The 25,980-nt window shown below is 72.2% G+C and carries 26 protein-coding genes; 11 read left to right on the top strand and 15 right to left on the bottom strand.

What is annotated here, in order from left to right; translation table 11 throughout:
- Positions 1–56 precede the first annotated feature (56 nt).
- The gene (locus ABZX40_RS15350; protein WP_355738331.1) at positions 57–320 is read right to left on the bottom strand and encodes a DUF5133 domain-containing protein; all 264 of its coding nucleotides are present in this window, start codon (positions 318–320) and stop codon (positions 57–59) included.
- A 468-nt stretch (positions 321–788) separates the two neighbouring features.
- Here ABZX40_RS15350 and ABZX40_RS15345 point away from each other — a divergent pair, with 468 nt between their 5' ends.
- Entirely contained in the window at positions 789–1,679 is an 891-nt protein-coding gene (locus ABZX40_RS15345; RefSeq protein ID WP_355738328.1) for a Gfo/Idh/MocA family oxidoreductase, read from the top strand.
- A 94-nt stretch (positions 1,680–1,773) separates the two neighbouring features.
- Here the strand turns inward: ABZX40_RS15345 and ABZX40_RS15340 are convergent, their stop codons facing one another.
- Positions 1,774–2,139 (bottom strand): hypothetical protein, encoded by a 366-nt coding sequence (locus ABZX40_RS15340; RefSeq protein WP_355738378.1) that lies wholly within the window; start codon positions 2,137–2,139, stop codon positions 1,774–1,776.
- Positions 2,140–2,233: 94 nt separating this feature from the next.
- Complete coding sequence (locus ABZX40_RS15335; protein ID WP_355738325.1) at positions 2,234–3,136, bottom strand: GNAT family N-acetyltransferase; 903 nt, start codon at positions 3,134–3,136, stop codon at positions 2,234–2,236.
- A 572-nt stretch (positions 3,137–3,708) separates the two neighbouring features.
- On the opposite strand from ABZX40_RS15335, the gene ABZX40_RS15330 reads away from it, so the two are divergent.
- The gene (locus ABZX40_RS15330; protein WP_355738323.1) at positions 3,709–3,915 is read left to right on the top strand and encodes a hypothetical protein; all 207 of its coding nucleotides are present in this window, start codon (positions 3,709–3,711) and stop codon (positions 3,913–3,915) included.
- Between the two features lie 115 nt (positions 3,916–4,030).
- Here ABZX40_RS15330 and ABZX40_RS15325 read toward each other — a convergent pair whose 3' ends face one another.
- From ABZX40_RS15325 to ABZX40_RS15310, 4 genes are all read right to left on the bottom strand, one after another.
- A complete protein-coding gene (locus tag ABZX40_RS15325) occupies positions 4,031–4,501 on the bottom strand; it encodes a DUF6415 family natural product biosynthesis protein (protein ID WP_355738320.1) in 471 nt (156 codons plus the stop codon).
- Positions 4,498–4,701 carry a hypothetical protein gene (locus tag ABZX40_RS15320; RefSeq protein ID WP_355738317.1) on the bottom strand — a complete coding sequence of 68 codons (204 nt, stop codon included), beginning with the start codon at positions 4,699–4,701 and terminating at the stop codon, positions 4,498–4,500. The genes ABZX40_RS15325 and ABZX40_RS15320 overlap by 4 nt, the downstream gene beginning before the upstream one ends.
- A 75-nt stretch (positions 4,702–4,776) precedes the next feature.
- Positions 4,777–5,256 (bottom strand): hypothetical protein, encoded by a 480-nt coding sequence (locus ABZX40_RS15315; protein ID WP_355738315.1) that lies wholly within the window; start codon positions 5,254–5,256, stop codon positions 4,777–4,779.
- 128 nt (positions 5,257–5,384) lie between these two features.
- On the bottom strand, positions 5,385–6,635 hold the full coding sequence (locus tag ABZX40_RS15310) for a helix-turn-helix transcriptional regulator (protein ID WP_355738313.1): 1,251 nt from the start codon (positions 6,633–6,635) through the stop codon (positions 5,385–5,387).
- A 637-nt stretch (positions 6,636–7,272) separates the two neighbouring features.
- On the opposite strand from ABZX40_RS15310, the gene sthA reads away from it, so the two are divergent.
- From sthA to ABZX40_RS15295, 3 genes are all read left to right on the top strand, one after another.
- The gene (sthA, locus tag ABZX40_RS15305; protein WP_355738311.1) at positions 7,273–8,676 is read left to right on the top strand and encodes a Si-specific NAD(P)(+) transhydrogenase; all 1,404 of its coding nucleotides are present in this window, start codon (positions 7,273–7,275) and stop codon (positions 8,674–8,676) included.
- 460 nt (positions 8,677–9,136) lie between these two features.
- Positions 9,137–10,615: an APC family permease gene (locus tag ABZX40_RS15300; RefSeq protein WP_355738309.1), complete on the top strand. Its 1,479-nt coding sequence runs from the start codon at positions 9,137–9,139 to the stop codon at positions 10,613–10,615.
- 11 nt (positions 10,616–10,626) lie between these two features.
- Entirely contained in the window at positions 10,627–11,580 is a 954-nt protein-coding gene (locus tag ABZX40_RS15295) for a hypothetical protein (protein WP_355738306.1), read from the top strand.
- Between the two features lie 252 nt (positions 11,581–11,832).
- Here ABZX40_RS15295 and ABZX40_RS15290 read toward each other — a convergent pair whose 3' ends face one another.
- From ABZX40_RS15290 to ABZX40_RS15270, 5 genes are all read right to left on the bottom strand, one after another.
- Positions 11,833–12,462, bottom strand: coding sequence for a hypothetical protein (locus tag ABZX40_RS15290; RefSeq protein ID WP_355738303.1), 630 nt, complete (start codon positions 12,460–12,462; stop codon positions 11,833–11,835).
- Positions 12,463–12,479: 17 nt separating this feature from the next.
- Complete coding sequence (gene prcB, locus ABZX40_RS15285; protein ID WP_355738300.1) at positions 12,480–13,340, bottom strand: proteasome subunit beta; 861 nt, start codon at positions 13,338–13,340, stop codon at positions 12,480–12,482.
- 113 nt (positions 13,341–13,453) lie between these two features.
- On the bottom strand, positions 13,454–14,449 hold the full coding sequence (locus ABZX40_RS15280) for a lysylphosphatidylglycerol synthase domain-containing protein (protein WP_355738297.1): 996 nt from the start codon (positions 14,447–14,449) through the stop codon (positions 13,454–13,456).
- Positions 14,450–14,708: 259 nt separating this feature from the next.
- Positions 14,709–17,054, bottom strand: a complete 2,346-nt coding sequence (locus tag ABZX40_RS15275; RefSeq protein ID WP_355738294.1) for a glycosyl hydrolase family 65 protein — start codon at positions 17,052–17,054, stop codon at positions 14,709–14,711.
- A complete protein-coding gene (locus tag ABZX40_RS15270) occupies positions 17,051–17,806 on the bottom strand; it encodes an HAD-IA family hydrolase (RefSeq protein WP_355738291.1) in 756 nt (251 codons plus the stop codon). Before ABZX40_RS15270 ends, ABZX40_RS15275 begins: the two co-directional genes overlap by 4 nt.
- Positions 17,807–18,011: 205 nt before the next feature.
- On the opposite strand from ABZX40_RS15270, the gene ABZX40_RS15265 reads away from it, so the two are divergent.
- The 4 genes from ABZX40_RS15265 to ABZX40_RS15250 all read left to right on the top strand — a co-directional run bounded on the left by ABZX40_RS15265 (position 18,012) and on the right by ABZX40_RS15250 (position 21,683).
- Positions 18,012–18,905, top strand: coding sequence for an SDR family NAD(P)-dependent oxidoreductase (locus tag ABZX40_RS15265; RefSeq protein ID WP_355738288.1), 894 nt, complete (start codon positions 18,012–18,014; stop codon positions 18,903–18,905).
- A 97-nt stretch (positions 18,906–19,002) separates the two neighbouring features.
- Positions 19,003–19,746 (top strand): SDR family NAD(P)-dependent oxidoreductase, encoded by a 744-nt coding sequence (locus ABZX40_RS15260; RefSeq protein WP_355738285.1) that lies wholly within the window; start codon positions 19,003–19,005, stop codon positions 19,744–19,746.
- Between the two features lie 168 nt (positions 19,747–19,914).
- Complete coding sequence (locus tag ABZX40_RS15255; protein ID WP_355738282.1) at positions 19,915–20,829, top strand: MurR/RpiR family transcriptional regulator; 915 nt, start codon at positions 19,915–19,917, stop codon at positions 20,827–20,829.
- A gap of 461 nt (positions 20,830–21,290) precedes the next feature.
- Complete coding sequence (locus tag ABZX40_RS15250) at positions 21,291–21,683, top strand: hypothetical protein (protein ID WP_355738279.1); 393 nt, start codon at positions 21,291–21,293, stop codon at positions 21,681–21,683.
- 20 nt (positions 21,684–21,703) lie between these two features.
- Here the strand turns inward: ABZX40_RS15250 and ABZX40_RS15245 are convergent, their stop codons facing one another.
- Entirely contained in the window at positions 21,704–22,531 is an 828-nt protein-coding gene (locus ABZX40_RS15245; RefSeq protein ID WP_355738277.1) for a hypothetical protein, read from the bottom strand.
- Between the two features lie 219 nt (positions 22,532–22,750).
- Between ABZX40_RS15245 and ABZX40_RS15240 the strand changes: the two genes are divergently transcribed.
- Together ABZX40_RS15240 and ABZX40_RS15235 are read left to right on the top strand one after the other, a co-directional pair.
- Complete coding sequence (locus ABZX40_RS15240) at positions 22,751–23,425, top strand: TetR family transcriptional regulator (protein ID WP_355738375.1); 675 nt, start codon at positions 22,751–22,753, stop codon at positions 23,423–23,425.
- Between the two features lie 313 nt (positions 23,426–23,738).
- Positions 23,739–24,152, top strand: a complete 414-nt coding sequence (locus ABZX40_RS15235; RefSeq protein ID WP_355738274.1) for a zinc ribbon domain-containing protein — start codon at positions 23,739–23,741, stop codon at positions 24,150–24,152.
- A gap of 31 nt (positions 24,153–24,183) precedes the next feature.
- Here ABZX40_RS15235 and ABZX40_RS15230 read toward each other — a convergent pair whose 3' ends face one another.
- Both ABZX40_RS15230 and ABZX40_RS15225 read right to left on the bottom strand, forming a co-directional pair.
- On the bottom strand, positions 24,184–24,573 hold the full coding sequence (locus ABZX40_RS15230; protein WP_355738271.1) for a PPOX class F420-dependent oxidoreductase: 390 nt from the start codon (positions 24,571–24,573) through the stop codon (positions 24,184–24,186).
- 159 nt (positions 24,574–24,732) lie between these two features.
- Positions 24,733–25,926: an aminotransferase class I/II-fold pyridoxal phosphate-dependent enzyme gene (locus ABZX40_RS15225; RefSeq protein ID WP_355738269.1), complete on the bottom strand. Its 1,194-nt coding sequence runs from the start codon at positions 25,924–25,926 to the stop codon at positions 24,733–24,735.
- Positions 25,927–25,980 lie beyond the last annotated feature (54 nt).

The following is a 25,980-nucleotide window of genomic DNA, read 5'->3' as shown; positions in this document are numbered from 1 at the left end:
TACGCCGCTCCGTCATACGGCCGTACGGCGATCACCGCTGCGCACGGCGCCACCACTCACCGGGCCACCACCGGAACGCCGTCGCCCCCGGCGGGCCTGCGGCTCGCGCGGATCGCGTCCGGGGCGGCGGCGGTGAGCAGCAGATCCGCGCGGGTGACGGCCTCCCGGACGTCGCCCGTACCGGTCGCCGCGCAGAGCAGCCGGCTGACCCGCGCCAATTCGCGGCGGACGACGGGGCGTTCCCGCTCCGCCAGCGCGATCCGCAGCGCCGCGTAGCGGGTCAGCAGCTCTCGGACGGCCTGCGGATCCGAACGCGGCACGCGACGCCCCTCTCTTCCACTCGCGCCACTCACTCCCCTTGCTCCCCTTACTCCACTTGCTTCGACGTGCTTCTCCTGAGGTGGTCCGGCTGACCGGCGGTGTTTCGCCGGTGATGTCCCGTTGATGTCCCGGTGTTGTGCTGCGTATGCCCGGATGCCGCCGGACCATTCGTCCCGCCGGATGCGCGCCGTCTCATTGGCCGAATCCGGCCCCAAGGTTCCATGACCGAACGCAGCACTTCGGAGCCGGGGCGCGAGGCTTCCTCGGCCGCGCGCCCCGTCACCCTCGGGGTGTGCGCGGTCACCCCTGGCACGTGCGCCCGCGCCGTGCGGCGCATGCCCCGGTCGGCCCCCGCCTCTCCCCCGGTGCGCACCGCGATCGGACTTCGCGATGAGCTGTTCGTATGACACGCTCCCCCTGGCCGACGGACCCGGCCCTTCACGGCTCGGCACAGGAGAGGCGGCAGTATGCGCATCGGACTGCTCGGAACCGGCCCCTGGGCGCAGATGGCCCACGCCCCCGCGCTCGCCGAGCACGGCGGGCTGGACTTCGTCGGCGTCTGGGGCCGACGCCCCGACGCCACCAAGGAACTCGCCGGCCAGCACGGGGTGCGGGCCTACGACGATGTGGACGCGCTGCTCGCCGACGTGGACGCCGTCGCCGTGGCCCTGCCGCCCCGGGTGCAGGCCGAGCTGGCGGTACGGGCCGCGCGGGCGGGGCGGCATCTGCTGCTCGACAAGCCGCTCGCGGCGACCGTGGCGGAGGCGCGGGCGGTGGCCGAGGCCGCCCGGGAGGCACGGGTGGCGTCGGTGGTGTTCTTCACCGCCCGGTTCCAGACCGAGACCGCGGCCTGGATCGCCGGGCAGGCGGCCACGGAGGGCTGGTTCACGGCGCGGGCGCAGTGGCTGGGCTCCGTGTTCACGACCGGCGACAGCCCGTTCGCCGCGTCGGCCTGGCGCCGGGAGAAGGGCGCGCTGTGGGACGTCGGCCCGCATGCCCTGTCGGTGCTGCTGCCGGTGCTCGGGGACGCGCTGCGGGTGTCCGCCGCCGTGCACGGTCCCGGCGACACCGTGCATCTCGTCCTCGACCACTCCGGTGGCGCGTCCAGCACGCTGACGCTGAGCCTCACCGCACCGCCGGCCGCCGCGGGCACCGGGGTGGAGCTGCGCGGGGCGGCCGGGGTGACCCAGCTGCCGCAGAGCACCGAGGGCGCGGTCCCGCCGCTGCTGCGGGCCGCCGACGCGCTGATCCGGGCCGCCGGGACGGGCCGCCCGCATCCCTGCGACGCGTCGTTCGGGCTGCGGGTCACGGAGATCCTGGCGGAGGCGGAACGGATGCTTACGGAGCCGATCGGGTAGTCGCGGCCCCGTCCTTCGGGCCGTCCTTTGGGCCGTCCTTTGGGCCGTCCTTTGGGCCCCGCCACCCGCTCCGCCTTCCCCCCTCCCCCTCCCCCTACCCTTCCACCTCGTCCTCCCCACCCTCCTCATCCCCGTCCTCGTCGAACGGCTCGTCGCTCCACCGGAACCACGCCGACTCCCCGTCGATGTGCAGCAGGAACTCCGGGACCGGGCCGTCCGGCGAGGACAGGGTCACCCGGCGGGTGATCTCGTCATACGCCTGCTCCCAGGTCCCCCACATGGTGTCGGAGTCGAGCCGAATCAGGGACAGTTCCCGCTCGAACTGCTCGCGTACCCCCTCGTAGGCCGGGCCGGGGGTGAATCTGCCCGACAGCCAGGGGAAATCGGCGTCCTGGATGAGGATCTCGCCCACCTCGCCCGCGTCGCTGCGCACCCGCCAGATCTCGCCCTGGAACCCCACTCCGGTCTCCTCCGCCACGCTCTGGTTCGATCTCCGCTCCAGCATGGCACCCGGCACTGACATCGCCGTCGGCGCCGGGTGCCCGGGGCGTCACTCAGCGGAGCGGGGGCGGTGCGAAGTGCACCCGTTCCTTGGTGATCGGGTACCCGGCCCTGCGGAAGGCCGCGGCCATGGGGAAGTTCCCCCGGTCCGTGGCGGCGGCGATGAACTCGGCGCCGTGCTCGGCGAGGAAGTGGGTGCAGTCGGCCAGCAGGTCGTAGGCGTAGCCGTGGCCGCGCCGCTCGGGCAGGACGCCGATGAATCCGACGCACGGCCCGCTGGGGTTGTGCCCGGGGATGTGGATGCCGACCGGTTCCCCGTCGGGGGTGTACGCCACCTGCCACCAGGCGCGCGGTGAGGGCAGCCAGTGGAAGAACTCCAGTTCCTCGCGGGCGGCCCGGTCGGTGTCGCCGCCCTCCTCCGCCATGGTCCGCAGGGCGTGGGCGTCCAGCGTGCCGGCGTGGATGCGGCGCAGCGCGTCGAGGAAGACGGCGTCGTCGGGTTCGGGGCGGAAGAGGAGCCGGGCGGGGCGCTCGGGAAGGCCGTCGGCCGGGGTCCAGCGGTAGAGGTGGCGGGCGACGAGGAAGGTGTATCCGGCCGCCTCGGCGGCGGCGAAACGGGCATCGGCGGCGGGGCGCCGGGCGGGGTCGTCCCGCAGTCCCGCGGGCAGGGTCAGCTCCAGCTCGACCTGCCAGGGCGCGGTGCGCAGCAGTGCGGCGCCGGCCTCTTCCTCGCCCTCGGCGACATCGAACCAGTTCACATTGACCGGGGCGGGATCGTCGGGCCCGCCCCACCAGGCGCCCCGGGCGACGACACGGCCGTCGCGCAGGGCGACGCGCTTCCACTCGGGCCGGTGCAGGGTACGGCGGTGGGTGTCGGCGGAGCCGAGGGGGTCGGGCAGGGTGTCGAAGAGCGCGGCGTGCTCGGTGTCGAGCGCGCGGATGACCAGATCGGTCACGGGATCCTCCGGGAGTACGGATGTGGGCGCGCTCCCGGCGATTCGGGTTAAGAGGTCACACACGGACGGTGACGGGGTGGGAGCGCTGCGGTCTGCGGTACGGAATCTGGAAAGGGAGCTGGGCCTGGCCTGGGACCCGGAATTGGGCCTGTACCTGGACCTGGACCTCGAATGGGACCTGGAACTGGGCCTGGATCTGGACCTCGAATGGGACCTGCATGGCACTCACCTCCTCCGCCCGTCTTGGGCTGGCGTGCCCGCACACGTTAGCGATCCGGCCGCAGGAGCGTCCACTCCTTTACCGTCCGGGCACGCCCCGCCCCTCTTCACGGCCACCGGGCACCCCGCCCCCAGGCTCCGCACGGCCGTCAGCGCCCTTGCCGTCCGGGCACGCCCCACCCCCCTACGACGACCAGGGACCCCGCCTCCCGGGATGCAGACCAGCCCTCGGGGATGAATGGTGAGAGTGCGACCCTGAAAGCGCGGCACTTTCGGGGACCACGCGATACAGAGCGCCCACACCCACAGGTGCACCCGCGTCTCAGCCGCCCCGGACCGGAGGAGCAGAGATCATGACCGCATCAGAGCCTGAAGCGTCCCCCTCGTCACAGGACCGCGCCACCCCGGACCGGCTCCTCCACACCCGCACCGGAACGGATGTCTCCGCCGAGGACCTGGTCCTGGCCTCGGGCAAGGACGTCACCCCGCACACCTTGGAATGGGCCCAGCGGAAGCTGGCCCGGGAGGGGATGGCGGCGATGGACAAGCTCCTGCCCTGAGGAGGTCCAGGAGTCGGGGCGGGGAAGAGCCTGAGGAACCCGGCGTTCCGCTCGCCCCCTCGCGGGCAGCTCCGGGACGGGAGGGAGCGCAGGCGGATCATCACAGCTCCTGGATTCAGACCCGGTGCCGGGGCCTCCGGCAGGCCCGGTGGATGCGGCCCGAGAGGTCGGGCGGGTCGTACTCCGGCCACGCGTCGGCGGCTTCGATCGGCTGGTCGCAGGCCAGGCACATCACCAGACCCCTCAGCGTCTCGAAGTGGTCGCACAAGGCCATCACGCTGCGGGCGAGGCGCTTGACCCGCTCGGTCTCGCCGGTCAGGCCGTCGCGCTCCGGGATGTACAGGCGCCGACGCGCCTCCCCGACGGCGATCTCGGCGACGCGGGCGGGCACGTCGTCCGGGGGCATCGTGCGGGCGAGCTGCTCGGTCTGCTCGGTCAGCAGTTCCAGGTAGCGGCGGAAGTCCGCGCCGAAGCGGCGCACGGTCTGGTGGCGGGGCAGTGCCTGCTGGTCGATGAACCAGGAGGCGTGGGCGCGGACGATGCCGAGGTTCGGGAGCGTGCCGGGTCCGGTGCGGGTGGGGTTCACCGGACGCGGGGAGCGCGGTGGACGGGGCAGGCGCAGGGCTCCAGCCAGGGGCCCCGGTCGTACGGCGGCGGTACGTAGTCCTCGGGCACCAGGACGGTTGCCCGGGAGGACGTGACGACACCGTCCCGGTTCACTGTGAAGACTTCCAGCGTCATCTTCACGCCGGGTGGGCGCTCCTTGATCGGGGTTGTACCGTTCACGATGTCGACCTGCTTTCTCAGGTTGGCCGTGCCCCGGGGCCGTTCACGCGGTCGCCGGGGCTTTTCAGGGAATGGTCAGAATCCGGCGGGCAGGCGGGAGTGTCCGGCCTGTCGCCCGGATGCCCGTCGCTGGGGCCGCTCCAAGTCCTCGCGCTCGGCACTCATCCACAGCATCGGATAGATGTCGGCGGGGTGTTCGGGGTCGGCGTACTCGAAGGAGTGACAGCCCGGATGGCCGTCGAACAGGATGCACGCTTCGTCTCCTGGACCCCGGGCGGTGGTCGTGTTGCAGCCCGGGAGGACGAGGACACATTCGTCCGGCCCTTCGTGGGCCCATTGCGCCCAGACCTCGCCGCTGCGCGGGGCGTCCCGGGTCCATGTCAGGGCGTGGTGGGGGCCGGTCGGGTGCTCCTCCAGGAGACAGCGCAGGTCCACCCGCACCGCTGCCCGGGGGTCACTGGTGTCAGGGATGTGCGCGAGCATCAGCGCCACCAGGTCCACCGGCATCCGGCCCGGTGCACCGCAGATCCGATTGGTCACGGTGTCAGTCGGCACGAGTACGCCCCCACGGTCGCGGTGTTCACTGCACCACCGAACGTAGTCAGCGCGGATGTGAGTCAACAGGCACGTTCCATGTCTGTCGCCACCCGGCGGGCGCTGCAACAGACACGGAACGTGACCCTCTACTGGACTCCGAAAAACGTCGTCAGATCGCGTTGCTTCGCGGTCAGACGACGCCGCTTGCTTGCACCGAGGGCGTCATGGAACGTGTCCGCCGCCATCCGCTGGTGGCGCAGCCACTCCGGCGTCTCGTCCATCAGGGACCACAGAATGTCTGTCGCATCGTCGGGGCGGTGCAACATCACATTGGCCTGCGCCACGTCCAGCAGGTGACGGCGCTGGAAGAGGCGCCCTTTCGTATCTGTCGGCGCGGGCATCCGCTCGGACAGGGCGATCACTCGATCCGGCCGTTGGGCCACCAGTTGGTTCTCGATGCCCTGGAACGCGACCGTCCGCCAGTCGAACGTTCCCCAGGAGGACACCGCGAGCACCTGGCCGCCGCCGAGCGCCGCCCCCGCCGTCCGACCGAGGCGCAGGATCTCTCTCGCCTCACGCGGCCGGTTGTTTCGGGCTGCGGCGGCGCTGGCATGGACCAACAACTTCCCCCACGCGCCCAGGCCCTGACGGGTGGCCCGGGAGATTCGCGGTTCGATCGCGTCCGCAGTCACAACGCTGACCTGCTCGGCCTCATCAAGGCGGCCCTGCCGCATCAACAGCCAGCCCTGCTGGTACACCGCCGCAGCGACGGCGCCCATGTCGTTGATCTTCATGGCGTCCGCGATGGCGTCCCGGAGGGCGGTGTGCGCCAGGTCGTATGCGCGGACCTGTGTCAGGTAGCGGCCCGCCATCTGGAGGACGTCGGAGCGCACGCCGAGCGCGGTGGTCTGCTCAGGGCCGTTGTCGAAGTGACGGACTGCATCGTGTGCGGCATGGACGAGGCCCGGCAGGAGGTCGGCGACCTCGTCGTAGCGGTCCTGGTGGTAGGCCACCCCCACTTCGCGGGCGGTCGCCTGGAGGTTCGGCAAGTCGGGCTCGCCGAACCTATCGGCGCGCACCGGGAGGCGGCCGGTACAGCTGACGGCGGGGGCGAGGGCCTGCCTCAGCGGCATGAGGTCGATGTTGTCGTCATCGCCACGCGTGCTGGCGTGAGGTCCGGCGGGGTCGAAAAGCGCGCTGGTGCGGACCCCGAGGGCACGGGCGAGGGCGTGGTAGGTAGGAAGACGGGCCGTTCCGCCGCGTTCGAGTTTCTTCACGACTCCTAGGCTGACGCCCGCGCGCTCGGCAAGGCGCTCCTGTGTGAAACCCCGCCGTCGGCGCAACTCGCGGAAGTGGTCGCCCGGGTGTTTGGACGCGGGGTCGGTGTGCTCGGGCATACTGGACTCCGTTCTGACCTAGACACTCAGAACGGTACGCCGTGCGGCCCCCCTCTGTGGGGGGCCGCAGTGCTTTGCTGCCCCACCGGCACGGCCTCTCAGCCCCAGCCCCCCGCCCCTGTGCAGGCGCCGACCAACCGGTGTCCCGTCTCACTGAGATTGACCATTCTCACCGAAGTGCGACCGCTTGCTACTTCACGTTCACAGCTACTGGACCGGCACAGGCGGTGGCTGCACCGGCACGAGTGCCCCAACTACACCGCGGCAACGCATGACTTCAGATCGGCGGCCAGGAAGACAAGGTGGCCGCCTTCAGCGGTATCGACTCGTCCCAAGGCGACTGGTTCATCCCCCGCACGCCGAAGGTCCGGCAACCCCACGGGCGGCATCGGTTGCGTGCCGTTCGAGGGCGACAGCCAGGTCTTCGCGATTCACGACGTGCGGTATGGCGCTCCACGAGCGCCCGCCATCGCCCGGCCCATGGCGGGGCCGCACCATCGAGATCGGCACCAGCTCACCCTCGATCCCGGCGTCGCAGCGTGCCCGCCCTGCACCCCACCCCCGGAACCCCCCATTCCCCCCACCCCACCCCCACCCGCCCTTCCGCCCGCCCCCCGCCTGCTGACAGACTCCGGGCGTGCGCGACTACGACATGCTCGTCATCGGTTCCGGTCCCGGCGGTCAGAAGGCTGCCATCGCCGCCACCAAACTCGGCCGCCGGGTGGCGGTGGTGGACCGGCCCGACATGCTCGGCGGAGTCTCCATCCACACCGGCACCATCCCCTCCAAGACCCTGCGCGAGGCGGTGCTGTATCTGACCGGCCTCACCCAGCGCGATCTCTACGGGCAGAGCTACCGGGTGAAGGAGGACATCACCGTCGCCGATCTCACCGCCCGCACCCAGCACGTCGTCAGCCGTGAGGTCGACGTCATCCGCAACCAGCTCTCCCGCAACCAGGTCTCCCTGTACGCCGGAACCGGACGCTTCATCGATCCCCACACCGTCGCCGTCCGCGAGGTGAACGGACAGGAGCGGCTCCTCACCGCCGAGCACATCGTGATCGCCACCGGCACCCGGCCCGCGCGCCCGGACAGTGTGCAGTTCGACGGGCGCACCATCATGGACTCGGACAATGTGCTGGCGCTGGAGCAGGTGCCGCGGTCCATGGTCATCGTCGGCGCTGGGGTAATTGGCATGGAATATGCCAGTATGTTCGCCGCGTTGGGCAGCAAGATCACCGTCGTGGAGCGGCGGGCCGCGATGCTCGACATGTGCGATGTCGAGGTCGTCGAGTCACTCAAGTACCACCTGCGCGATCTCGCGGTGACCTTCCGGTTCGGCGAGACCGTCGCCGCCGTCGAGCGGCATTCGCGCGGCACGCTGACCGTGCTGGAGAGCGGGAAGAAGATACCGGCGGACGCCGTGATGTACTCCGCCGGGCGGCAGGGCATGACGGACGATCTCGATCTGGACAAGGCCGGGCTCGCTGCGGATCGGCGCGGCCGGATCACCGTCGACGAGCACTACCGCACTTCCGTGCCGCACATCTACGCGGTGGGCGATGTCATCGGGTTCCCGGCGCTCGCGGCGACCTCGATGGAGCAGGGGCGGTCGGCCGCTTATCACGCCTGTGGGGAGCCGGTCGGGCGGATGCACAATCTTCAGCCGATCGGGATCTACACCATCCCCGAGATCAGTTTCGTCGGGCGGACCGAGGACCAGCTCACCGAGGACCGGGTGCCGTTCGAGGTCGGGGTCTCGCGCTACCGGGAGCTGGCGCGCGGGCAGATCATCGGGGACTCGCACGGCGTGCTGAAGCTGCTGGTGTCCCCGGAGGACCGCACCCTGCTCGGGGTGCACTGCTTCGGGTCGGGGGCCACCGAGCTGATCCACATCGGCCAGTCGGTGATGGGCTGCGGCGGGACGGTGGACTACCTGGTGGACGCCGTCTTCAACTACCCGACGCTCGCCGAGTCCTACAAGGTGGCCGCCCTGGACGCCACCAACAAGCTCCGCCAGATCGACCACATCGCCGACTGAACGCGAGCCGGGCGGGTCCGGCTCCGCCCGCCCCGCTCATCGGCGAGTCTCGCCCCCCGGGGCCGGGCGGACGGCGGTCTCTCTCCCCCTTCCCCCCGGACCGGACCGCCAACACCACCGGCCTCCCCCACAACCGGCCCCACCCCCGCAACTCCCTGCGCGCCTCCCCCATTTCCCCCCCGGCGAAACCAGCGTGCGACCGACGCGCAACCGGCGTGCGACCGGCGCACATTACCAGCAGGTCCATCTTGAAAGGCCGCCGCCTGGGGCTATCATCACTCGCACACACGGCGTGACCGGCTGTCCACACGGCGGTAGGACGGACGCACTCCGCCACCTCTTCCGTCGCTCCGACCTCCGAGGCCAACCCTCCCCGGCAGACGGCGGGTTCACCCCCCACCCCCCTACGCCGTCGGGGCCCGGTCGCCCTCGCGTCGTGCACATCGGAAAGCAGCGCTTCATGAGCAACAGCAGCGGCAGAGGGCTGCAGCCCGGCGCCCTCGGGATGTTCGACACCGTGGTGATGGCCATCGCCGGCAGCGCACCGGCGTACTCCCTGGCCGCGACCACGGCGGTGCTGGTCGGAGCGGTCGGGCTGGCCAGCCCGGCGGCGCTGTTGTACTGCGCGGTGCCGATGGCGGGCATCGCGCTGGCGTTCAGCCGGCTCAGCCGGATCGATGTCAACGCGGGCGCCAGCTACTCCTGGGTGGGCCGTACGCTCCACCCCTTCCTGGGGTTCATCAGCGGCTGGGCGCTGGTGGTGTCGGCGACGATCTTCATGGTGGCCGGTTCCCTGCCCGCCGGGGCGATGACCCTGGCCCTGTTCGACGAGTCCCTCGCCCGGAACACCGCGCTGGCCACGGTGGTCGGCGCGGGCTGGTTCCTGGTGATGCTGCTGGTGGTGCTGGGCGGCGCCCGGCTGACCGTACGGGCGCAGTTGCTGATGTCCGGGGTGGAGATGGTCATCCTGGCGGTGTTCCTGGTGCTGGCCGTGGTCCGCGTCGAGCACGCCCGGCCGTTCGACTGGTCCTGGCTCGGCTTCGGGCACTTCGACGGGTCGGCCGGGTTCGCCGCCGGGGCGCTGGTGGCGGCGTTCTACTACTGGGGCTGGGACGTGGCCAGCAATCTCAGTGAGGAGACCCGCGACAGCCGCCGGACCACCGGGCTGGCCGGCCTCATCGGGCTCGGGGTGGTGTTCCTGCTGTTCGAGGCGTTCACCATCACCGTGAACATGGTGCTGACCGAGCGCCAGATCGCCGAGCACGGGGCGAATGTGCTGGGTGCGCTGGGTGAGGAGATCTGGCCGGGGCCGGGCGGGAAACTGCTGATCGTGGCGGTGATGCTGTCCACGATCGCCACCTTGGAGACCACCCTCATCCAAGTGACCCGCTCCCTCTTCGCGATGGGGCGGGACCGCACGATGCCGCCCGCGCTGGGCCGCGTCCACCGCCGCTGGAACACCCCCTGGGTGGCCATCGCGGTGGTCGGCGCGGTGGCGCTGGCGCTGTTCCTGGCGTCGAACGCGCTGGGCTCGGTCGGCGAGATCCTCGGGTACGCCATCGCCGCGATGGGCCTACAGATCGCCCTCTACTACGGGCTCGCGGGCCTCGCGGCGGTCGTCGCCTACCGCAGGACGTTGTTCTCCTCGCCTGGCGGGCTGCTGCTGGGCGGGGTGTGGCCGCTGTTCGGGTCACTGTTCATGTTCTGGATCTTCGTCGAGTCGCTGAGCGAACTGAGCGGTCCGGCGGTCGCCCTCGGCATCGGCGGGCTGGCCGTGGGGCTGGTGCCGATGTTCTGGTACTGGCGCCGGGGCAGCGACTACTACCGCCCGGCCGCCCTGGACGCCTCCCGGGCCGTGGAGAGCGACTACCGCGTCCCCGACAGCCGTACGGCCTCCTCCGCGTCCCGTGTCCATGAGGGTCTCCCCACCGACTTCTGAGCGAGATCCCGATGGCCCGAGACCGCTTCACTCCCGATTTCGACCCCGACTGCGGGGACACCGAACTCTCCGCGACCCGCCATGACATCGTCATCGGACGCTGGCAGGGCCTGCGCGAGCTGCTCCGCTCGACCGGCCCGGACTGGCCGGTGCGCGGCCACCGGGTCCGGCTGCTGGCGCAGGCGTGCGCGGGCGGTTCCACCGTCGAGTCCTGGCTCGCCGCCGAACCCCGCTCCGCCGACGCGCTGGTGCTGGGCGCCGCGACCGGCACCGCCCGCGCCTTCAATCTGGCCATCGCGGCGGGCCGGGGCGTGCCGATCGAGCAGAGCAGGATCGACGCGGCGGTGCTGGCCTGTCTCACGGCGGCCGAGGCGTATCCGCAGGATCCCACGCCGTGGATCTCGCTGATCTCGGTGGCCCGGCTCTACCCGAGCGGCGTGCGGCGCCGGGAACTGGCCCGCTGGTGGGACGAGTTGCACCGGCGCGACCCGTACAGCGTGGAGGGCCATCTCCAGGTGCTCCACTACTACTCGTCCCGCTGGCACGGCACCCATGGGCTGATGTACGACTTCGCCCGGGACGCGGCGGGGGTGGCGCCGCCGGGCTGCGCGCTGCCGGTGCTGGTGCAGTACGCGCGGGTGGAGGAGTTCCGGTACGTCCTGGACGCGGCCCAGGGGCGGCACGCGTCGATCGGGCTCGGCCAGCACTGGGACCACGACGGCGCGGTGAGCGACATACGCCGCACCTGGCACCGCTGGATCCTGGGCCGTACCGACAACACCGTCGCCCCGAGCGAGCTGCGGGACCTCAACTATCTGGCCCACGCGGCCTGTCTGGCGGGGACGCCGGAGATCGCGGTGGCGCTGCTGCGCATGATGGGCCGCCGGGCCACCCGGACGCCCTGGTCGTACACCGGTGATCCGACGGCCGAGATCGTGAAGTGGCGCAAGCATCTGCGGCTGTGAGCGGGCGGACGCGCCGACGGGGGGCGAGCCTCTCGGCCTCCATCGCGGAGCAGCGGCGCGGACGGGCCCATTGGCCACCGTCGCGGATCACCGGTGCGAATATGCCTATTGGCCACTCGCGGATCAGCGGCACAGACGGGCCTCTTGGCCGCCATGCGGAGCAGCCGCACGGACGTTATTGGCCGCCGTCGCGGAGCAGCAGCACGCGGCCGGGCTGCTGGCCTCCGTCGTGGAGCAGCCGCGCGGACGGGCCTACTGGCCGCCATCGCGGAGCAGCAGCAAGGCCGTGCCCGCGGTGCGGGCGCCTTCGGTCCAGGCCGGGAGGAGGTCGTCTAGGAGCCAGACGACCTCCTCGGCGTCGTCCTCGTCGCCGTGGGGCAGCAGGGCGTGGTCCTGGTCGACGCGGTCGGTGTCGAAGGCGGCGAGTTCGGCGCGGAGCCGGTCGAGTTCGGACGGCGGGGCCAGGGCGGGGAACGGCCAGGGGAAGGGGTCGGGGGCGGTCCCGCCCCAGGGGAAGGGCCAGGGGCGGCCCCACAGGGTGGCGAGGGTGGGGAGGTCCCAGGCGCGGAACGCGGTGTCGAGGCGGTGCCAGCCGCGGCCCGGCAGGACCGCCGCGCCGAGCGGGGTGCCGAGCGCGGGGCCGAGGAGTTCCAGCAGCCAGGTGTAGCCGCCGGGGCGCCCCGCGTCGAGGCGGCCGGTGACGATCTCCGTCAGGGCCGCCTCCACCTCGCCCGCGTCCGTCGCGCGCAACAGCCGTTCGGCCGACGCGAGTTCGGGGAGCACGGCGAGGGCGGCCCGTACGACACCCTCGTCCCGGGAGCCGACCGCGCGGTCGAGGGCGTCGGCGTCGACGGCGAACGCCGAGAGGTACTGTTCGGCCATGGCGGCATGGTAGTTGGCTAAGGGGTCGCGGTCGGGCCGTCCGGGCTGGTCCGGCGCTGTTCGACCATGGTCCGGCTGAGGTCGGCCGTCTCGGTCTCCGGGAGCCGTTCGTAGCCGTCCTCGGTGATCAGGGAGACGACCGGGTAGATCCGGCGGTTGAGGTCCGGGCCGCCGGTCGCCGAGTCGTCGTCGGCGGCGTCGTAGAGGGCGTGCAGCGCGGTCAGCACCGCCTCGCGCCGGGGCAGTCCGGGGCGGAACAGCTTCTTCAGGGACCCGCGCGCATAGGGCGACCCGGAGCCCTCGGCGTAGAAGCCGGTCTTCTCGTAGACGCCCCCGGCGACATCGAAGCCGAAGATCCGGCCGCGCCGGCCCTCGGGTGCGCGGGGGTCGTAGCCGGCGAGGAGGGGGACGACGGCGAGGCCCTGCATGGCCTGGTCCAGGTTCTGGCGGAGCATCGCGGACAACCGGGTCACCTTGGCGCCCAGGGTCATCGGGATGCCCTCGACCTTCTCGAAGTGGGCGAGTTCGGACTGGTAGAGCCGGACCATGTCGGCGGCGAGGCCCACCGTTCCGGCGAAGGCGATGGCGGTGTGGTCGTCGGCCGGCTGCACCTTCTCCAGATCGCGCTGGGCGATGAGGTTGCCCATGGTGGCCCGGCGGTCACCGGCGACGAGGACGCCGTCGGCGAAGGTCAGGGCCAGGATGGTCGTGCCGTGCGGAAAGGTGCCGGGGGCGGCGCGGGCGCCGTCCGGGAGCGGTGGCCGGGTGGGCAGCAGACCGGGCCGGTGCGCGGCGAGGAACGCGGTGAACGACGACGATCCCGGAGTGAAGAACTCGTCCCCGAGCCGCCCCCCGCCATCTGTTCCCTTGTTGCCCATGCCCCTCATGGCAGTCCCCCTCCGTCCGCGGCGCCCCCCGCGGGTGCGCACGACACCCGAGTCCTACCAGGTGTCATGGGGGAGGAAACACCCGTTCGTGTCCGGCCCGGCGCTCAGAGGGTCTTGCGACGCACCAGCCAGCCCAAGGTCATCAGTCCCGGGATCAGCGGCAGCCACACCGTGAGCAGCCGGTAGCCGATGACCGCGGAGGCGGCGAGCGCGGCGGGCGCCCCGGCGAGGGTGAGGGCGAGGATCAGGGCCGCGTCCAGTGAACCGAGGCCGCCCGGGGTGGGCAGCAGGGCGGCGGCGGTGCTGGCGGCGAGATAGAGCAGCGCGACCCGCTCCGGCGGCAGGGGCAGGGCGACGGCCTGGCCGACGGCGACGAGCACCAGCGCGTGCAGCGCCGCGAACGTCACCGACCCGCCCCACAGGGCCGCCGCCCGCTGCGGCCGGGTGTGCACGGCCCGGATGTCGGCGGCGACCGCCCCCAGCACCCGGCGGCAGCGCGCCCACAGCGGTGTGAAGGGCACGGCGGCGAGCAGCGCGGTCACCCCGAGCACCAGGGCGACGACCGGGCGCGGCACATGCGGCACCCGTAACACCCCGGGGCAGACGGGGGCGAGTACGGCGATCAGGGCGCCGCGTCCGACGCCGCCGGCGGTCGCCTTGACGGCCAGCGCGGTCGCCGAGCGGGTGGCGGGCAGCCCGCAGCGCATCAGGAAGCGCAGATTCACCGCGCCCGCGCCGAGTCCGGCGGGCAGTACCTGGTTGGCGGCGGAGGCGGCGAACTGGGTGGCCACCAGGCGCCGGGCGGGCAGGGTCTGGTGGACCGCGCCCTGCTGGGCGAGCGCCGAGCACATCCAGGTGGCGACCGTGGCCGCCGCGCCGACCAGCAGCCAGCCCTGGTCGGCGACCGCGAGGCGCAGCACCCCGCGCTCCAGGGTCGGCCAGTGCCGCCAGGCCAACCCGAGCACACCGAGGGCCACGGCGAGGCTCAGCACGGTGTGCCAGCGGATCCGGCGCCGGGCGGCGGGTACGGCGGCGAGAGGTTCGGGGTTTGGTTCGGGTTCGGGTTCCGGTGCGATGGTGGTCGGCTCGGGCGTCGTCATCGGTGCCGCCCTCTCCGATCACTGCGGAAATCCAGGAACCAGGTAAATCCAGGAAGAAACAGACCAAACCAGGAAGCAGGCAAAACCGGGTGACAAGTAAATCCGGGATACACGTAAAACCGGGAAAACAAGCAAAAACTAACCCACGGCGGCGCGTCGCGCAGGCCCCGGCCGCCGTCCGCACCGCCGTTCGAGCGAGTCGGCGGACGGAGGCGGGCGGAGGGGCGGAGGGGCGGACCGGGACGGTGGAAGGGGCCGGTCAGCGCCGGATCGGCGCGCGGTGCCGGGGCTGGGTGGGGGCCGGGGGGTTCTCCGGGGCCGGGACCGGGCGGACGGTGGGGCCGTCGGCGGAGACGCTGAGCGCCTCGCCGTGATGGGCGATCCGCAGCGGCTCCCCGGACAGCAGGACGTAGCTCGCCTTGTCGTGGGTGATCTCCACCCGGAGCCGTCGGCCGCGCACCTGGAGGCTGAAGGCGAGGCGGCTGAGCTTCTCCGGCAGCCGGGGCGCGAACCGCAGGGTGCCGCTCCGGTCGGCGCGCAGTCCGCCGAACCCGGCGACCAGGGCCATCCAGGTGCCGGCCAGCGAGGCGATGTGCAGTCCGTCGCGGGTGTTGTGCTCCAGGTCGTGCAGATCCATCAGCGCGGCCTCGCCGGTGTAGTCGTAGGCGAGGGCGAGATGGCCGGTGCGGGCGGCGACGACGGCCTGGCAGCAGGCGGACAGCGAGGAGTCGCGGACGGTCAGCGGCTCGTAGTAGGCGAAGTTGCGGGCGATGTGCTCCTCGTCGAAGTAGTCGTCGCAGATGTAGAGGGCGAGGACCAGGTCGGCCTGTTTGACGACCTGTTTGCGGTAGAGGTCGAAGTAGGGGAAGTGCAGCAGCAGCGGGTACCTGTCCGGGTCGGTGGCGTCGAAGTCCCAGCGCTGGTAGCGGGTGAAGCCCGCGTGCTGCTCGTGCACCCCGAGGGCGTGGTTGTACGGGATGTGCACGGCCTCGGCGGCGTCGCGCCAGGCGGCGGACTCCTCGGCGTCGACGCCCAGCGCGTGCGCGACCGGTGGATGGCGTTCCACGGCGTCGGCGGCGGCCCGCAGGTTCGCGGCGGCCATCAGATTGGTGTACGTGTTGTCGTCGGCGACGGCGCTGTACTCGTCGGGGCCGGTGACCCCGTCCAGATGGAAGGCGCCGTGGGCGTCGTGGTGGCCCAGCGAGCGCCACAGCCGGGCGGTCTCCACCAGGAGTTCCACCCCGGTGTCCCGCTCGAAGGCGGTGTCGCCGGTGGCCGCCACGTACCGGGTCACGGCGTCGGCGATGTCCGCGTTGACATGGAAGGCGGCGGTCCCGGCGGGCCAGTACGCGGAGCCCTCGGAGCCCTCGATGGTCCGCCAGGGGAAGGCGGCGCCGCGCAGACCGAGCTGGACGGCGCGGTCCCGGGCGGCCGGGAGGGTGCTCTGGCGCCAGCGCAGGGCCTCGGCGACCGCGCCCGGCTCGGTGTAGGTGAGCAGGGGCAGGACGAAGGTCTCGGTGTCCCAGAAGGCGTGTCCGTCGTAGCCGGAGCCGGTCAGGCCCTTGGCGGGTATCGCGCGCCGCTCGGCGCGGGCCCCGGCCTGGAGGACATGGAAGAGGGCGAAGCGCACGGCCTGCTGGATCTCCTCGTCGCCGTCGACCTCGACATCGGCGCGGGCCCAGAAGTCGTCCAGGTAGGCGCGCTGTTCGGCGAGGAGGCCGGGCCAGCCGCTGTGCGCGGCGGCGGCGAGGGCGGCCTCGACCTGGCCGCTCATCGCGGGCCGCGACCGGGTGCCGGACCAGCCGTGGGCGACGGTCTTCTCCAGCCGCAGCCGCTCGCCCGGCTCCAGTACGGCGGTGACGGTGAGCCGGGCCAGGTCGACACCGCTCTCGCAGCCGGAGAGGGTGCCCTCGGGGCCGGTGACGACATGGTCGGCGGCGACCGCGACCCGCAGACCGCTGTTGCGGGTGCGGTGGACCAGGCGCAGCCGGGTGCCGTCGGCGTGGTGCTCCTCCTGCTCCAGCGGTGACTTCAGGGTGCGGGCGGCGCGCGGGTCGCCGTCCGTCCCGGGCAGCGACTCATTGGTGACCAGGTCGGACTGGATCACCACCCGGGTCCGCCCGTCCAGCGGCTCCACCTCGTAGGCGACGGCGGCGACGGCCCGCTGGGTCAGGGAGACCAGCCGGGTGGAGCGCACCCGGACGGTGGTCCCGGCGGGGCTGGTCCAGTCGCAGACCCGTTCGAGGACGCCCCGGCGCAGATCGAGGGTGCGTTCGTGCCGGACGAGGGTGCCGTAACGCAGATCGAACGGCTCGTCGTCCACCAGCAGCCGGACGACCTTGCCGTTGGTGACGTTGATGACGGTCTGGCCGGACTCCGGGTAGCCGTAGCCGGCCTCGGCGTAGGGCAGCGGGTGGGTCTCGTGGACGCCGTTGAGGTAGGAGCCGGGCAGGCCGTGCGGCTCGCCCTCGTCGAGGTTGCCGCGCCAGCCGACATGGCCGTTGGACAGCGCGAACACGGACTCGCTCTGCGCCAGTACGTCGAGGGACAGCGAGGTCTCGCGCACGGTCCACGGCTCGACGGTGTACGCCCGTTCGCCGATCACGCCCGCTCCCCCCGCCCGCCCCCGCCGAGTTCGGCGAGATCCCGTACGACGATGTCGGCGCCGTGGGCGTAGAGGGCGTCGCCCTGGCCGACCCGGTCCAGGCCGACCACGTAGCCGAAGTGGCCGGAGCGGCCCGCGTCCATACCGGCGAGGGCGTCCTCGAAGACGGCCGCCTGTTTGGCCTCGACGTCCAGGTCTGCGGCGGCGGCGAGGAAGGTGTCCGGGCGCGGTTTGCCCGGCAGGCCCCGTTCGGCGGCGACCACCCCGTCGATCCGGACGTCGAAGAGGGCCTCGGCGTCGATGGCGCGCAGGACGTCACGGGCGTTGGCGCTGGAGGAGACGAGCGCGGTGCGCAGGCCCTGCGCGCGGGCGGCGGTGACATAGCGGATCGTGCCCTCGTACGCCTCGACGCCGCCGCTGCGGATCTTCTCCAGGACGCGTTCGTTCTTGCGGTTGCCCAGGCCGTTGATGGTGAGCGCCTCGGGCGGGTCGCCGGGGTCGCCGTCGGGCAGGTCGATGCCGCGCGAGGCGAGGAAGGAGCGGACGCCGTCGGCGCGCGGGAGGCCGTCCACGTACTGGCCGTAGTCGGCGTGGGCGTCGAAGGGGCGGAAGGCGTCGCCGTCGCGCTCGCGCAGAAAGGCGTCGAAGGTCTCCTTCCAGGCGGCGGCGTGCACGGCCGCCGTTCTGGTGACGACGCCGTCGAGGTCGAAGAGGCAGGCCAGGATGGTTGCGGGAAGACCCAGGTCCGTCATGTCCCCCATGGTCCCCCGCCGCGCCGCGCGAACGGGCGCGGCACGGGCGGGTGCGGCGAACTTCACGGAAGGCGAATTCCACGGAACGAGGGCCTCCACGGAACGGGGGCCGCCGGGCGGCTGCGCAGGGTACCCCCGGTCGTCACACCCTTCAACTTAGCGCAACTGGGTTGCACTAATAATGCAACCATGTTTCGCTAGAGGCATGGATACGAAGGAAACGCACACACAGCGGACCCAGACCTGGCTCATCACCGGTTCGTCCCGGGGCTTCGGCCGCGAACTGGCCGTCGCCGCCCTGGAGGCGGGCGACCAGGTCGTGGCCACCGCCCGGCGGCCCGAGCAACAGAGCGACCTCGTGGAGAAGTACGGCGACCGGGTGCTTCCGGTGCCGCTCGATGTCACCGACCGGACGGCCGCCGAGGCCGCCGTACGGGCGGCGGTCGACCGGTTCGGGCGGCTGGACGTCGTCGTCAACAACGCCGGATACGCCGATCTCGCCGCGATCGAGAGCACGCCCGAGGACGACTTCCGGCGCCAGTTCGAGACCAACTTCTGGGGCGTCTACCACGTCTCCACCGCCGCGCTCCCGGTCCTGCGCGCACAGGGCGGCGGCACGATCGTGCAGTTCTCCTCGGTCGGCGGCCGGGTCGGCGCGACCCCCGGGCTCGGCTCCTACCAGGCGGCCAAGTTCGCCGTGGACGGCTTCACCCGGGTGCTGGCGGCCGAGACCGCCCCGTTCGGCATCACCTGCCTGGTCGTGGAGCCGGGCGGCTTCGCCACCGACTGGGCGGGCTCCTCGATGCGGATCCCCGAGGTGCCCCCGGAGTACGAGCCGACGGTCGGGGCGATGGTCCGGCTGCTCGGCGGAGCGGTGGCCGCGCAGGGCGACCCGACGCGGGCCGGCGAGATCCTCGTCCGGGTGGTCAAGCATCCGCAGCCGCCGACCCATCTGCTCCTCGGCGCCGGTGCCGTCGGGATGGCGCAGGACTACGCGCGCGGCCAGATCGAGGAGGCCGCCGCCTGGGAGCCGGTCAGCGCCTCCGCCGACTTCGACCAGGACTACCCGGTCGAACTGCCCGGCACCGACCGGCGCTGACACCCGCGCCGCTCACGCCCCTCACGCCCCTCACACCCCTCGCGGCACCGGCCTCACGGCACTCACCCCACGTCACTCACCTCAAGGAACCAGGACCATGGCACAGTTCACGGACAAGGTCGCGCTCATCACCGGGGCCGGCAGCGGGATGGGCGCGGCGACGGCGGTGCTGCTCGCGGAGCGCGGCGCGGCCGTCGCCCTCGTCGGGCGGCGCCCGGAGAAGCTGGAGGAGGTCGCCCGGCGGATCAAGGACGCCGGTGGCCGGGCCCTCGCCGTCCCCGGTGATGTCAGTGCCGCCGCCGATGTCGAGCAGGCGGTCCGCGCGACCGTCGAGACCTTCGGCGCCCTGCACTACGGCGTCAACAACGCCGGGGTGACCGGCAACTTCATCCCCACCGCCGAGATGCCGCTGGAGTACTGGCGCAAGGTCATCGGCATCAACCTGGACGGTCTGTTCTTCGGCCTGAAGTACCAGATCCCGGCGATCATCGCGAGCGGCGGCGGCGCGATCGTCAATGTCTCCAGCGTGTTCGCCGACCGGGGCGGACCGACCGTCGAGTACTCCTCCGCCAAACACGGCATCCGGGGCCTGACCCGCACCGCCGCCAAGGAGTACGGGGCCCGGGGGGTGCGGATCAACGAACTCCAGCCCGGGGTCATCGACTCGGAGATGACCCGGTCCAACCCGGACGGCACCCGGGAGGTCGCCGAGCGGGGCGTGCCGCTGGGCCGGATCGGACGCGGCGAGGAGATCGCCACGGCCATCGCCTTCCTCCTCTCCGACGACGCCTCCTACATCACCGGCGCGCATCTCGCGGTGGACGGCGGCTTCCTGGCCTGAGGCGGATCCCCGAGCCCTCATACGTCCCCGCTCCACCCCGGCCCGCGACCGCCCGCGCCCTCCCCCGGGTGGCCCGTGCGGCAGGTCCGGGGGAGCCCACCGCGCCCCCTGGCCGACACGTTCAGTGAGCTATGTTGAACGTCCTCGGGAAACGAAGGAGGCGTACCGGTGCCCACGCCCCAGCAGGCCCGCGCACAGGCATCCGCGATCACCTCGGGGAAAGCGGCGCCGGAGGCCGAGGCGGCCCCGGTCTCCCAGATCAGAAGCCTTTTCGACCGGCCCCGGATGTCCCCGGGACACCGCCGGATCGCCCAGTATCTGATCGAGCACCTGCCCGAGGCGGCGTTTCTGTCGGTCACCGAGATCGCCGACCGGGTCGGGGTCAGCCAGCCCTCGGTGACCCGGTTCGCCGCCGCGATGGGCTTCAGCGGTTACCCGGCGCTACGGGAGAAGCTCCAGTCGATCGCGCTGGGCACCTTCTCCGCCGCCGCCGACGAGAACCGGGGCAATGAACTCCAGTCGGCGGTGGACGCCGAGATCGAGAACCTGGAGAACCTGCGGCGCGACTTCGCCGACCCGGACCAGGTCATCGCGGCGGGGCGGGAACTGGCCGGGTCCACCCCGCTCACCGTGCTCGGGCTGCGGATCTCCGCCTCGCTGGCCGAGTACTTCGCCTACGCCGCCCGCCGGATCCACCCGGATGTCCGGCTGGTGACCCGGGGCGGCAGCATCGCCTACGACGCGCTGCTCCAGTCGCGCGAGGCGGGCGGCACCTGGGTGCTGGCCTTCTCGATGCCCCGGCACGCCCAGGAGACCCTGGCGGCGGTGAAGGTGGCGCGGGACGCCGGGCTGCGGGTCGTGCTGATCACCGATCTGGCACTGGGCGCGGTGGCCGACGCGGCGGATGTCACCTTCGCCACGGGCACCGGATCACGGCTGGTCTTCGACTCGTACGCGGCCCCCGGGCTGATGGCCGCCGCGCTGCTCCAGGCGATGACGGACGCCGATCCGGAGCGCACCCAGGGCCGCCTGGAGGAGTACGAGCAGATCTCGGAGCAGCACCAGTTCTTCCTGCGGGACTGACCTCCCCCGCCCCTTGGGGCGTCGTGCGTCCCCGGTGCCCCGGCCCTCACATCCCGGCACAGTCCATACAGAGCACGCATGAATGTTTTCATACTGCTTGAAAACCGATCGGCATATATAAATACTTCTTGCAGATCCCATACCGGATCCCCCACCGGATCCCGTAGCGGATCTCGTAACGGATCCCTTGCCAGATCCCGTGACGGATCCCGCACCGCCCGCAGAGAGCCGACGTTCCGCCCATGCGCACAGCAGCAGCCGTACCGACGCGCGGGCCGCGCCTGCCCTTCGAGGGCTCCAGTTCGGACACCCGGGGCCGCCGTTCCCTACCCACGGCTCAGTTCCGGAGTGTTCGGTCGGGCATCGCCTGCGCGAGCGCCCATGGCGGTCCCGGCCATCCCCTAGGCCGGGACCGCCCCACCGTCGTTGTCCCAGTTGACCTCGCCGTCCTCCCGGAAGCGATGCCCATGTCCCTGACGTATCCGCACCAGCGCACCAACCCGGACTGGCCGTGCCAGGTCAAGATCCCCGGCAGCTACGACTGGGAGCGGTCGGCCGCCAAATGGCTGCGCGAGCTGGTCCCGGCCCGGTACGCCGGGTATCCGACGCTGATCCGGCATCCGGTGCTGCTCGCCCGGCACGCGGAGATCCAGGTCCAGCAGGAGATCCGGGTGGCGCGGACGGCGCTCCAGACGGCCCGCGCCGATCTGCCGCGGCTCGGTCTGCCGGAGTCGGTGATCGAGCACACCATCAAGCTGTACGCGGCCGAGGTGCTCCAGCTCCAGCACATCGCACGCAGTGTCCGCGCGGTGAGCCAGGCACTGGCGGACCGCAATCTGCGCCGGGCGGCCTGAGCGGGGTCGCGTCCGCGCGGTCAGCCGGTGACGAACCCGCGCAGGGACGCCCGCAGCGCCGCCACGAACGCCTCCCGCCGCTCGTCCGGGAGCGCGTCGAGGGAGAGATACGGGTTGAGGTCCTCCAACTCGACCAGCAGCAACCGGCCGTCGGGGGCGCGGCAGGCGTCGACCCGCTGGATACCGTGCTCCAGGGTGTTCCAGTGAATGAAGCGCTGGGCGAAGTCCAGGTCGTCCGGGGTCGGTTCATAGGGCTCCAGCCGCCAGCGGCGGCCGGGGTCGGGGGCGTACAGCGCGTACTGGAAGCCGTGGTCGACGAAGTAGAAGGACACCTCGTAGGCGAAGTCGATGTACGGCTGGACCAGGACCGTGCCGTCGGCGGCGGCGGGGAGTTCGCCGGGGCCGATCACCCGCAGTCCGATGGAGTCGGCGCCGAGCAGGGGCTTGACCACATAGCGGTCGACCGCCGGGAGGAGCCCGAGGTCGGCGGCGCGGACGACGGTGGGGACGACCGGGAACCCGGCCGCGCTCAGCTCCGGCAGATAGCCCTTGCCGGCCATGTCCGCCCGCCCGGTGAGCGGGTTGTAGACCAGGGCCCCGGTCTCCCGGGCGCGGTCCCGGAATGCCTCGTACTCCGTCCGGTACGTAAGGACCGGGCCGCTGTTGCGGACGATCACGGCGTCGAAGGCGTCCATCAGGGCGGCGGCGTCCCGCGGGTTGCACAGGGCCAGGTCGGCGTCCTCGCGCAGCCGGTCGGCGAGCCGGACGTCCTCGTCGCCGTAGCGCCGTCCGCGCGCCTCGTAGGCCAGATCGGTCACGTACAGCAGTCGCGGTCGGACGCGGGTCATACGGCGGCTCCTCGGCCTCTACCTGGGGCTTCACCCTCCGGAAAGGGCCAGACTAGCCGCCGTCCCCGCCCCTGACTGCACTCAGTTCCCTCCTACGACAGCACTGAGTGCCATTCCAAGGGAAGGGGTGCTACGTTCCCGTCCATGACCTCCCGGACCTCCAGGAACTCCAGCGGCGCCGAGCACGACGGGACACCGGGCCCGGCCCCGAAGCCCCCGATGCGCGACGCCCTGATCGCGGCGGCCTTCCAGCTCTTCCTGGAGCGCGGCTACGAGGAGACCACCGTCGACGACATCGTGGCGCTCGCCGGGGTCGGACGGCGCTCCTTCTTCCGCTACTTCCCGTCCAAACTGGACGTGGTCTTCCCCGACCACGACCGCTGCCTCGCGGACATGACGGAGTTCCTCGCCGAGAGCGCCCCGGACGACGACCCGGTGCGGCGGGTGTGCGACGCCGCCCGGATGGTGCTGCGCATGTACGCGGAGAACCCGACGTTCTCCGTGCAGCGCTACCGGCTCACCAAACAGGTGCCCGGCCTGCGCACCCATGAGCTCTCCGTGGTGTGGCGCTACGAGCGGGCCCTCGCCGACTATCTGCGCCGACGGTACGCGGCCCGGCCGGACGGCATCCTGCGGGCCGATGTGATCGCGGCGGCGGTGGTCGCCGCGCACAACAACGCCCTGCGGGCCTGGTTGCGTTCGGGCGGGCAGACCGACGCGGACGCCGCCGTGGACCACGCCCTGGGACTGGTGAACCTGTCGTTCGGGGCGTCCGGGCGCGGGCACACGCTGGTGGACGAGACACCGGAGGACGTGGTGGTCGTGGTGTCCCGGCGCGGGGCGCCGCTGTGGCGGGTGGTGCAGGAGATCGAGACGACCCTCACGCGGGACTGAGGCTCCCGCCCCGGGGACGGATGGCTCCCGCGCGGGATCGGGTCCCTCGGTCGCGGCCGGGTGCCTCGGTCGCGGCCGGATCCCTCGGCGTGGCCGGGTGCCTCGGCGTGGCCGGATTCCGGCTCCGTCGCGCATTCCGTACCCCGCGCATTCCGGGCCGGAAATTCTCCTGAAATTGGGGGTACGCGGTGCCTTTACCACTGACACTGAGTGCCATAGTGTGTGATCGTGCACGGGGCACGTACCGCGCACGGCGTGCACGGTGAGCCGCGCACGCGGGTTGTCCGGCCGAGTGTGCAGGGAGTTGACCAGCGTGTACCACCCCTCGATCAGCGTCTTCCAGCAGGGAGCCGGCCTCTCGGCGGGCACTCTCGACCTTCCGCCCGCACGGGAGGAGGCGATCCTCTTCCAGCGCTGCGACTGGTGCGGCACGGCGATGTACCACCGGCTGCTCTGCCCGGTCTGTCAGGGCAGCGAACTGCGCACCGAGCGCAGCGCGGGCACCGGCACGGTCCGGCACACCACGGTCGTGCACCGCAACACCCCGGCGGCCCGCAATGTGTCGCTGGTGGAGATGGCGGAGGGCTTCGTGGTCCGCGGCCGGGTCATGGGCCCGCTGATCGGCATCCACGGCGGCGACCGGGTACGACTGTCCACGGCGAAGGACCCGGTCCGCGGCGAGCCCGTGTTCCAGCTGGTCGACGAGCCCTACCGGGCCTGGACCTGACCGGTCGTCAGCCGCTTCTCCATCGGTTCCGTCATCCGCTCGGCGTCAGTGTGATCCTGATGCCGGTCGTCCCGTCGAGACCCCGCCGCACCCGGCTGCCCCACAGGGTGAGCCGACCGAGGATCCCGTACTTGCGCATCAGCAGGTGCCGATAGCGGGCGGTGGTCTCCGGATCGCAGATCTCCGCCGTGGCGGGCACGGACTCACCGTTCGGCCTGCCGCGCACATCGCAGGGCCCGACCAGCACCTCGGGCCGGTTGCGGATCCGCTTCACCTTCCATGAGTCGCTGACGGTCCAGACCCCGAGGGCGTCACCGTCGCCCACCACCCAGACCGGCGTGGCGACCGGGGTGCCGTTCTTGCGGTAACTGGTGACCAGCAGATACTTGCCCTCGGCGAGCCGGGCCGTCGCGGTGTCCATGCCGGGCAGTGTAGACGCGCCCCGACGCCGGACGACACGGGCACACGCGCCTGGCCTCCGGCCGCCGACGCCTGCCTCGCACGCGCCTCTCTCGTCCGGCCCTCTCCCTCCGATCACCACCGCCCGCGCCCGTCCCGCCACCCCACCCCACCCCGCCCCTCACCCCACCGCCGAAGCCATCCGTCGCACCGCCTCCGTCAGCAGTTCCGGCGTGGTCGCCAGGTTCAGCCGGGCATGCCCCGCCCCGCCCGTACCGAAGGGCGGGCCCGCGCTGAGGGCCACCCGGCCGCGTTCCAGGAAGACCTCCGCCGGATCGTCGCCGAGCCCGAGCGCACGGCAGTCCAGCCAGGCCAGACAGGTGGCCGGACCCGGCCGGTACCGCACCCCCGGCAGCCGCTCGGCCAGCAGCGCGGCGAGCAGCCGCCGGTTCTCGTCGAGGCCGGTGAGCAGGGCGTCCAGCCAGGGGGTGCCGTCGCGCAGCGCGGCGCTGTGGGCGATGACACCGAGATGGCTGGGGCCGTGCCCGACCTCCTCGGGCATCCGGGCGAGATCGGCGGCGGCGCCCGGACCGGCGACGGCGAGGGCCGCCTTGAGCCCGGCGAGGTTCCACGCCTTGGAGGCGGACAGCAGCGACAGCCCGCGCTCGGCGCCGGGCACGTTCAGATAGGGCACGAAGTCCGTGCCGTGGGCGACGAGCGGGGCGTGGATCTCGTCGGCGACCACCCGCACCCCGTACCGCTCGGCGAGGGCGGCGACGGCGGTGAGTTCGGCGGCGCTGTGCACGGTCCCGGTCGGGTTGTGCGGGCTGCACAGCAGATACGCGGCGCGTCCGCCGTCCCGCACGGCCCGTTGGAAGGCCCGTTCCAGGGCGTCGAGGTCGAGGCGGAGGTCCGGCCCGAGCGGTGCCTCCACCACCCGCCGGTCCATATGGGTGACGAACAGATAGAAGGGCGGATAGACGGGCGGGTTCACCACGACCGGGTCGCCGGGCCCGGTCACCAGCCGGAGCATCTCGACCACCCCCAGCATCACATCGGGCACGATCGCGCTGTGCTCCACCGCGAGCCCGTGCCAGCCCCACCGCTTCCCGGCGAACGCCGCGAGGGCCTCGGCGTAGCCGGTTCCGGCCGGGTAGCCGGTGTCGCCGAGGTCGAGGGCCTCGTCCAGGGCCCGGCGGACGGGGGCGGCGAGCGGGACGTCCATCTCGGCCACCCACAGCGGCAGCACGTCCTCGGGGTAGGTCCGCCACTTCATGCTGGTCCGACATCGGAGCCGGTCGAGGGTGAGCGCGCGCAACGGGTCGGGTTCGCCGTCGCCGGAGGGGACGGACGGTGCGTGCGGGTCGGTGGTCATGAACCCAACATAAGCGGCACCCGGGCGCCCCGGAACGGGACGAACGCCGAGGAA

The sequence above is a fragment of the Streptomyces sp. NPDC004610 genome (assembly GCF_040609715.1).
GTDB lineage: Bacteria > Actinomycetota > Actinomycetes > Streptomycetales > Streptomycetaceae > Streptomyces.
This window is presented reverse-complemented; position numbering and strand designations above follow the sequence as displayed.